Raw genomic sequence first — 6,880 nt, forward strand, 5'->3', positions numbered from 1 at the left:
CGGTGCGTACGGATTGCCCACGTGCCCTCCTGAGTCCTCTCGCGGTCCTGTGCCAGGTGGCCGACCGGCCACGGCGCGGCCCGCGGCTGCACTCCTCCCATTGTTCCCCACGGCGGGCGCGGGCGAGGACCGGTCCGCCCGACCCGCTCGCGACGCGCGCGGCGAGCCGGCTGGTGATGCACTTCGGGCTGCTGCTGCTCGCGTCGCTGCTGACCAGCGCGCTGCCGCTGCCGTGGCAGGCCGCCTCGCTCGGGTTCATGGTGGCCGCGCTCGTGGTGGGCATCCGCGCGCTGAGCGCCGCCTGGCGCGCGGGCGTGCGCGGCGTGCTGGTGCCGATGCTCGCCGTCGGGCTCGCCTTGACGGCGCTGATGGCGATGGTGATGGCAAGCCTGCTCGCGCTGTGGCCGATCCAGCTCGCACGCCAGGACTGCCTGCAGGGGGCGTTGACGATCTCCGCCACCGAGAAGTGCCAGGTCGACTTCAAGAACTCGGTCAACCACGTAATGAACGACCTGAAGAAGCCGCCGAGCACGTCGTAGCGGATCGAGCACGCCGTCGCGGGTCACCCCCCGTCAGTGCACCGGGGCCGAGTCGCGCGCGGCGGCGAAGGCCCCCGCGTGCAGGACTCGGCGCCAGGCCGCATTGACGCCGGCCCGGACCTCGGCGCTGGACGGCAGCACCACCAGCACGACCCCGATCGCGACGCCGACGGCGACCACGAGGCCGACCTGCACGCCGCTCGCCCCGACGTCCGTCATCCGGCCCGGCCCGGCCGAGCCACCCGCGAGCGCGACCAGCGCACCCGAGACGACTCCGGCGGCCGCCGAGGTGACGGCGCACGCGACCACCGGGTGCCACCACGTCGCACGCGGCAGCCGGGTGTGCAGCCACCAGCCGGCGACCGCACCGACCACCACGAGCGCGACCGGCCACCACTGCGCGATCGGCAACGGAACGCCGTCGACCGTCGGCAGCGCGCCGAGCAGCGGAAGCGCGGGGAGCGGCCCGGCGACGATGCCCGCGGGAGCGTAGAGCGAGCCCGCACCGACGGCGAACCCGGGGCCGGCCACGTACGCGAGCACCCACAGGACCACGTTCGGCAGCAGCGCGAGCTGGGCGGCGGCCAGCACGGTGCCGCCGACGGCATCCAGGCCGAGGCTCGCACCGACCTGGGTCACGGTGTCGCGCCCGAGCACGATCCAGCTCGCCACGACCACCACCGCGACCATCACGAGCAGCCCGACCGCGCCGACGCCCGCCACGACCGCCGTGCGCGCCACCGGGGGGAATCGCGCCCACAGCGGCTGGGTCACCTCGCGCCACGCGGGCGCGTCCGGCTGGGCGAGCAGACCGGCCCCGAGCCCGACGACGCCGACGCAGGCCCCGCCGACGACGGCTCGCAGGATCCCCACGGGCCCGGCCGACACCGCGAGCGCGACGACGAGCACGACCGCGACGTAGCCGCCGATGGCCGCGCCGAAGGCCGACGCGCTGGCGTAGCCCGAACGCCGCGCGGACGCGTAGCAGCAGAAGACGGCGAGCCCGGTGAGCCCGAGCGGGATGAGCGTGATATCGACCCCGCCGGCGTGCAGCGGGACGCCGTGACCGAGCAACCAGATCGCGGCGCCGATGGCGACCGATCTGAGCCAGCCGACGTCGGCGTTGGACGGGTCGGCCGACGTCGCGACATACGCGGCGAGGGTCGGCGCGACCACCACGGCGAGGGAGAGGAACGCGGCCTGCAGGCCGGCGGCCAGGCCGGCCGCCCAGCGCGGGGCGCCGTCGATCGCGCTGCCGAACGAGCGCGACGCGCCGTCGTCCATCGTGAGCACCTTGCGACCGAGCTGGGACAGCCGGCCACCGCCGGTGCTCGGTGTAGATCCCGTCAACCCATTCACTCCTCCATGCTCGCCGCTGCTCAGCCCGCCGAGCGCTCCGGCGCGCCGACCACCGCCCCGCCGCACGGCGAGGTCAACCGAAAACCCACCCAAACCCGACAACCCCACAACCCCACAACCCCACAACGTCCGAGCGTTGACGTCCTATAGGACGTCAACGCTCGGACGTTGCGGTGTTGGTGCTGTGGTTCTGTTGCGCTGAGCTCAGCCGCGGGTTGGGTCAGTTGAGCAGGGCCCGGACCAGGTTGGCGGTCTCGCTCGGGGTCTTGCCGACCTTGACTCCGGCGGCCTCCAGGGCTTCCTGCTTGCCCTTGGCGGTACCGCTCGAACCTGAGACGATGGCGCCGGCGTGGCCCATCGTCTTGCCCTCCGGTGCGGTGAACCCGGCGACGTAGCCGACGACCGGCTTGGTCACGTGCTCCTTGATGTACGCCGCTGCACGCTCCTCGGCGTCGCCGCCGATCTCGCCGATCATCACGATCGCCGCGGTGTCGGGGTCGGCCTCGAACGCCGCGAGGGCGTCGATGTGGGTGGTCCCGATGATCGGGTCCCCGCCGATGCCGATCGCCGTCGAGAAGCCGATGTCCCGCAGCTCGTACATCATCTGATAGGTCAGCGTGCCCGACTTGGACACCAGCCCGATCTTGCCGGCGCCGGAGATGTCCGCGGGGATGATACCCACGTTGGACTTGCCGGGGCTGATCAGACCGGGGCAGTTCGGGCCGATGAGCCGTACGCCCTTCGCCGCGGCGTGCGTGTAGAACTCCGCGGTGTCCGCGACGGGCACGCCCTCGGTGATGATCACGATCAGCGGGACGCCGGCGTCGACGGCCTCGATGACGGCGGCCTTCGTGAAGGCCGGCGGCACGAAGACGACGGACACGTCCGCGCCGGTCGCCGCGACGGCGTCGGCCACCGTGCCGAAGACGGGGACGGACACGGTGCCGTCAGCCGCCGGGAAGTCGACCGATGTGCCCGCCTTGCGCGGGTTCACGCCGCCGACCACGGCGGTCCCGGACGCGAGCATCCGGGTCGTGTGCTTCTGGCCCTCGGAGCCGGTCATGCCCTGGACGATGACCTTGGAGGCCTCGGTCAGAAAGATTGCCATTGCGTGAGTTCTCTCGTCTCTTGGTCTGGGGTCTTCAGGCGTTGGCCAGCTCGGCGGCCTTGGCCGCGCCACCGTCCATCGTGTCCGCGATGGTCACCAGCGGGTGCGCGGCGGCCGCAAGAATCTTGCGCCCCTCGACCACGTTGTTGCCGTCGAGGCGCACGACGAGCGGCTTGGTCGCGTGGTCGCCGAGCTTCTCCAGGGCGCCCACGATGCCGTTCGCGACCTCGTCGCACGCGGTGATGCCGCCGAAGACGTTCACGAAGACGCTCTTGACCTGCGGGTCGGACAGGATGATGTCCAGCCCGTTCGCCATCACCTCGGCGGACGCGCCGCCCCCGATGTCCAGGAAGTTGGCCGGCAGGACGCCGCCGAACGCCTCGCCCGCGTAGGCGACGACGTCGAGGGTGCTCATCACGAGGCCCGCGCCGTTGCCGATCACGCCGACGGAGCCGTCGAGCTTGACGTAGTTGAGACCCTTGTCCTTGGCGCGCGCCTCGAGCGGGTCGGCCGCCGCGGCGTCCTCGAGCTCGAGATGGTCCGGGTGACGGAAGTCCGCGTTCTCGTCGAGCGTGATCTTCCCGTCGAGCGCGACGATCGAGCCGTCCTCCGTGCGCACCAGCGGGTTGACCTCGACGAGCGTGGCGTCCTCGTTCTTGTAGACGTCCCACAGCTTGATGAAGACGTCGGCGATCGGGCCGGCGACGTCGAGTGCGAAGCCCGCGGCGACGACGATCTCGGCCGCCTTCGCGGCGTCGATCCCGACGAGGGGGTCGATGGCGATCTTCGCGAGTGCGTCCGGGCGCTCGACCGCGAGCTGCTCGATGTCCATGCCGCCCTCGACGGACGCCATCGCGAGGTAGCGACGCTCGGACCGGTCCAGCAGCACCGAGAAGTAGTACTCCTCGGCGATCTTGGCGCCGGCGGCGATCATCACCTGGTGGACCGTGTGGCCCTTGATGTCCATGCCGAGGATCTCGCCGGCCTTCTCGGCCGCCTCGGCAGGAGTGTGCGCGAGCTTGACGCCGCCGGCCTTGCCGCGGCCACCCGTCTTCACCTGCGCCTTGACGACAACCGTCCCGCCGCCGAGCTGCTCCGCGCCGGCGCGGGCCTCCTCGACAGTCGTGGCGACGACGCCACCCAGCACGGGAACCCCGTGCTTCTCGAAGATGTCACGTGCCTGGTACTCGAACAGGTCCACCTGGCTTGCGTCCTTCCGTCGACCGCGCGCGTGGGTCTGGGAAGCCACGTCGCCTCGCAAGGATGGTAGCCGGGGGCGACCGGTATCTTGCCATCGAGAGATGTTGCCCCGGCCACAGTTTATTGATGCCGTGCGCATTGGGTCAGGCAGCGGTATTCGAATGCACTCAGGAGGGTCAAGTGAGCGGAAGAACGGCGCCGACGCGAGCGCAGACCGAATCCCGCATGTACGGAAAGATCTGGGGCGCCATGGCGCTCGCTGCCGTCGTGGTCAGCGCGATGCTGCGGACGATGCGCACGGAGCGTGGCGATGCCGTTGCCGCACGCGAGATCCAGCAGACGCTGCCGCAGCTCACGCTCGGTCAGGTTGCCGAGATCGTTCACTCGCTCTGACTCCGGGAGCTGCCGCCCGACGACCCCGTGGCACGACGGCAGCGAGCGTTCTTCGCGCGGGACGAATCGCGCAGGCTCTTCGCTCAGCTTGGTCCATCGACAAGGCGCCGCGCGGTCAGCACGACGTCGGCCTCCGGCAGCTCTCCGATCAGCCGGACGACTCCGGCCGGCGAGGCGTCGATCGTGACGATGGTGATGTTGGTCCGCCGAACCTTGTCGCGGTCCCGGGCGATCGTCACCAGGAAGTTGTCGCTCACGCCGGGGAGGCGTTCTTGCACGGCCGCCGCGTACCGCCCGGTCAGGGCCGCCGTCGACCCGCCGGTGTGGATGTAGAGCACGGGTCCGGCCGGACCTTCGGGGCCACCGTAGATGTGGCTGACCAGCCCGGATCCGTCGACGTCGACCGCGTCTTCGAACGAGTATCCAGCGGGGAGCACCTCGCCACCGAGCTCAGATCCCGCGCGCGCGACGAGGGACTCACCAGGGGTGAGCACAGCCGCCCTGGGGGTCTCCTCGCTGACCGGATCCGTCGTCGCCTCGGAGACGGGTTGCACTGGCGCACACCCCACAAGCACGGCAGCGACGACCAACAGGGGCAGGACACGACGCAGCACGGGCTACCTGCTTCTGGGGCGGAGGGTGGAATCGCGCGGGACTCTCGAGGCGAGATCTCATCTCCGGGCGGGGAATCTCCGTTGGATCTTGCGACGGACGCCGAGGTTCGGCCGAACGGGTACAGATCGCCGCCAACCCGGCGTGTCGCTCCCAAAACCCGCGTAATAAGTCGCCGTGTCGTCAATCTAATAGGTATGAGCATCGACCAGGAACGCTGGGTCGACGGTCTACCGGCGACGGACGCGTTCGCCGCGCCGGGTGAGCCGTGGCTGACCCTCGCGACGCTTGAGGAGGCTCGGCTGAGGCTCCGGATCCGGGACGTGACCGTTCGATGGGCGTTGGCCGGGATCCGGCACCGCGCGTGCGCCAACACCTGGGGCATGGACGTCGAGGCGGCCGAGTGGGCGTGGAAGGCGGACGTCCTCGGCCGTGAGCTCGCCGACTTGGAAGCCCAGCTGGTGGCTGTGTGCGCCTCGACCGGGCATCGGCCCGACCAGCGCCAGAGCGTCTGAGCGGCGAACCTCACGCCGATCGGGATGACCGACGCTCCTACTCCACCGGTCCGGCCGACGGCGATCCGGTGCGCGCGCTCAGAACAAGAACCACCGGACGATGGTGACGAGGCCGACGACGAGAACGGCCGCACCCGTCATGCCCTTGACCGCCCCGACGACCGTCGACAGCCTGAGAGTCCGCTTCGTCAACGGCGCATCTCGTGGCACACGATGCTTGTTCCTCCTGCGGGCCGCTGCCGCCTCGGCTGCGGCGGTTTGAAGCGCCTCGACCGCGGGGGTGTTTGCGCCGTGGCGAACGAGGGGCGGGAGGCTCAGCCAAAGCTGCAGATCGTCATGGCCGTGCCGATCTCGCCACGCGATCCCGGCAGCCTCGGCCGCTGGCCCCTGCCGAGTCGAGCCGAACCACACCGCGCCCGCGGCAGGCAGGTCGCCCATGGCGAAATAGACCTCGCCGAGAAGTCCGAGCAGCTCGTCATCCGCCTGCGCGACGAGCGCGCCCGCGAGCCGATCTCGGGCCTTCCATCGTTGACCGGACGCCAGATCTGCACGTGCCCGCTCAATCACTCCCACCATGAACGCGACAGTAGTTGGTGAGCAGACACCATCCCTATCGGATTGTCCTGCGCGGAACCCAGAGTGGGCGCCGTGAGTTCGGCGCCGCTGAGCCATTCGGCGCGCACAGAGCCGGCGAAGAAGTTGTGCACAGAGATCGACTCGGGGTATAGACATTCTCGTTTGTTCCGGTATCATAGAACACATGTTCGATGACGAGTTCGGCGGGAATGGCGACGAGAATGTCGCGTCCTTTGTCGAGCCGTCGGCGGATTTGCTGGCTTTGTGGGCGGTCGAGGACGCGCGGTATGAGGATCCGAAGGTCGTAGCTGCTGAGGTCGCGGAGTTCTTGGAGCGGGAGGCGTTCTTCGAGGCGCTGGCGCGCTGCGAGGACCAGGACCCGCGGCCGTGCGAGGGGATGTACCTGGCACCGGGGTCCGCGGCCCTGGCGGCCTGGGCCGACTCGGTGGACTCCGAGCAGCTGCCGGACTACGAGCTCGTCGAGCAGATCGCCGCGCTGGAACGGACCGCGTCCTGGGCCAAGGCCCGCCAGCTCGCCGCGGTCGAGGTGCTCTCCCGGCGCGATGCGATGAACCCGG

At 70.4% G+C, this 6,880-nt stretch carries 9 protein-coding genes; 4 read left to right on the forward strand and 5 right to left on the reverse strand.

Annotated elements, in window-relative coordinates; genetic code table 11:
* Positions 1-539: hypothetical protein (locus VIM26_RS11035; protein WP_331951084.1), on the forward strand; the 539-nt coding region annotated here is incomplete at its 5' end.
* A gap of 33 nt (positions 540-572) precedes the next feature.
* On the opposite strand, the gene VIM26_RS11040 is transcribed toward VIM26_RS11035, so the two are convergent.
* The 3 genes from VIM26_RS11040 to sucC all read right to left on the reverse strand — a co-directional run bounded on the left by VIM26_RS11040 (position 573) and on the right by sucC (position 4,207).
* Entirely contained in the window at positions 573-1,889 is a 1,317-nt protein-coding gene (locus tag VIM26_RS11040; protein ID WP_331951086.1) for a DUF6350 family protein, read from the reverse strand.
* Between the two features lie 229 nt (positions 1,890-2,118).
* On the reverse strand, positions 2,119-3,006 hold the full coding sequence (gene sucD, locus VIM26_RS11045; RefSeq protein WP_331951088.1) for a succinate--CoA ligase subunit alpha: 888 nt from the start codon (positions 3,004-3,006) through the stop codon (positions 2,119-2,121).
* Positions 3,007-3,040: 34 nt separating this feature from the next.
* A complete protein-coding gene (gene sucC / locus VIM26_RS11050) occupies positions 3,041-4,207 on the reverse strand; it encodes an ADP-forming succinate--CoA ligase subunit beta (RefSeq protein WP_331951090.1) in 1,167 nt (388 codons plus the stop codon).
* 179 nt (positions 4,208-4,386) lie between these two features.
* On the opposite strand from sucC, the gene VIM26_RS11055 reads away from it, so the two are divergent.
* A complete protein-coding gene (locus VIM26_RS11055; RefSeq protein WP_331951092.1) occupies positions 4,387-4,599 on the forward strand; it encodes a hypothetical protein in 213 nt (70 codons plus the stop codon).
* Between the two features lie 83 nt (positions 4,600-4,682).
* Here VIM26_RS11055 and VIM26_RS11060 read toward each other — a convergent pair whose 3' ends face one another.
* A complete protein-coding gene (locus tag VIM26_RS11060) occupies positions 4,683-5,153 on the reverse strand; it encodes a hypothetical protein (RefSeq protein WP_331951094.1) in 471 nt (156 codons plus the stop codon).
* 255 nt (positions 5,154-5,408) lie between these two features.
* Here VIM26_RS11060 and VIM26_RS11065 point away from each other — a divergent pair, with 255 nt between their 5' ends.
* On the forward strand, positions 5,409-5,726 hold the full coding sequence (locus VIM26_RS11065; protein ID WP_331951096.1) for a hypothetical protein: 318 nt from the start codon (positions 5,409-5,411) through the stop codon (positions 5,724-5,726).
* 78 nt (positions 5,727-5,804) lie between these two features.
* Here the strand turns inward: VIM26_RS11065 and VIM26_RS11070 are convergent, their stop codons facing one another.
* A complete protein-coding gene (locus tag VIM26_RS11070) occupies positions 5,805-6,302 on the reverse strand; it encodes a DUF6584 family protein (protein ID WP_331951098.1) in 498 nt (165 codons plus the stop codon).
* A 184-nt stretch (positions 6,303-6,486) separates the two neighbouring features.
* Between VIM26_RS11070 and VIM26_RS11075 the strand changes: the two genes are divergently transcribed.
* A partial coding sequence (locus tag VIM26_RS11075; protein ID WP_331951100.1) for a hypothetical protein occupies positions 6,487-6,880 on the forward strand: 394 nt, incomplete at its 3' end.

Source organism: Pengzhenrongella sp., from assembly GCF_036565025.1.
In the GTDB taxonomy this organism is placed as follows: domain Bacteria; phylum Actinomycetota; class Actinomycetes; order Actinomycetales; family Cellulomonadaceae; genus Pengzhenrongella.